The sequence below is a fragment of the Oscillochloris sp. ZM17-4 genome (genome assembly GCF_019599295.1).
GTDB lineage: Bacteria > Chloroflexota > Chloroflexia > Chloroflexales > Chloroflexaceae > Oscillochloris.
The window spans coordinates 1-1,193 of the sequence record NZ_JAIEWN010000179.1 but is presented as its reverse complement, the minus strand read 5'-3'; the positions used below and the strand labels follow the sequence as shown (position 1 = coordinate 1,193).

Annotated in this window: 2 protein-coding genes; both read right to left on the bottom strand. The window is 71.5% G+C overall.

The annotated features are described in order from the left end of the window. Positions 1-857 (bottom strand): hypothetical protein (locus tag K2Z83_RS28540; protein ID WP_220598561.1); only part of this gene is annotated, 857 nt, incomplete at its 3' end. A gap of 2 nt (positions 858-859) precedes the next feature. Further along, positions 860-1,193 (bottom strand): hypothetical protein (locus K2Z83_RS28535; RefSeq protein ID WP_220598560.1); only part of this gene is annotated, 334 nt, incomplete at its 5' end.

The following is a 1,193-nucleotide window of genomic DNA, read 5'->3' as shown; positions in this document are numbered from 1 at the left end:
CCGGCGCTGAGCAGCGTGATCGCGGTAGGCAGCGGATCTGCCGCCGTCGCGGGCAGGCAGAGCTCCGCCGGCCACACGGCGGAGGTGCGCCAGCCGGCCACGTCTGACGGGGCGGCGGGCCACGCCTCCGCATCCAGGCGGGCGACGGGCAGGGCGGTCTCGCCGATCACAACCGCGCGCACCGGCCAGGGCGTGATTGGCGCTTCGTTGACGAGGATGGTCGCCGGCGCGGCCGCGATCACCACCTGCGCCGGGGAGAGCTGTGGCCAGAGGTAGTAGGCCACCATGCCGGCGATGATCACGATGATGCCCGCGATGGCGGCGATCAGCTGCCACTGAGGCGGCGGCCCCTGCTCGGGGCGGGCGATGCTCCAGGCGGCCTCGGGCGGCAGGGAGTCAATGTACTTCGGCTCAAAGCTGAACCATGCCCGGGCCTCGCAGGGAACCGCTGCCTTATAGGCGTGCTTCCCCGTCGTGACCCGGCCGTATGCCTGCTCGGTGAACTCGTGGAGCGCCTGGCGGATAAACGCGGTCAGATCCTCACTCGCCGCCGTGCCGGCGGCCTGCTGAAGCAGCGCAACCCGGTCGTTCAGCTCCGCCTCGAAGACGGTGCGCCGCGCCGCCGGGAGGCGATCCAGCGTGGCCGTGGCCTGGCGCTCCTGGGCCTCGGCGCTGCCCTTGGCCTGGGTCTGGTCAAAGGCGTCCGCGACCGTCGTCATGGTGCCGGACATTCGCTGCAGCTGGATAGTGTTCAGCGTGCCGCGGGCCGTAAGGAAGCGGGTCCAATCGCGCCACCAGGAGATCACCATCTCGGACTGCGCGGCGGCGTACTGATCGGAGGTGATGACGGGTGCCATGCTTACGGTGCCTCCGCTGGTAGGGCCACGATGAGATCCGGCGCGGCCGCGTCGACAGGGACGCGCATGCCGAGTGCGGGGATGGCCAGATCCACCCGCGTCCCGGTGGCGATCTGCATGTCGAAGGCGACGGTGCCATCGTCGGCGGTCACCTGCTGGCCGAGGATGGTGTCGAGCGCGGTGAGCAGGATGACCCGCATCCCCGCCACGGGCCGGGCGCCCTGGACAACCCTGGCGGTGATGCGCGCGGTGGTCAGGCCCGCCGCCGCCGTTGCCGCTGGGGGGGGCACAGATGGGAGGGTGATGGTCGGAACGCCCCTGGCGGGCGTTGGGCCG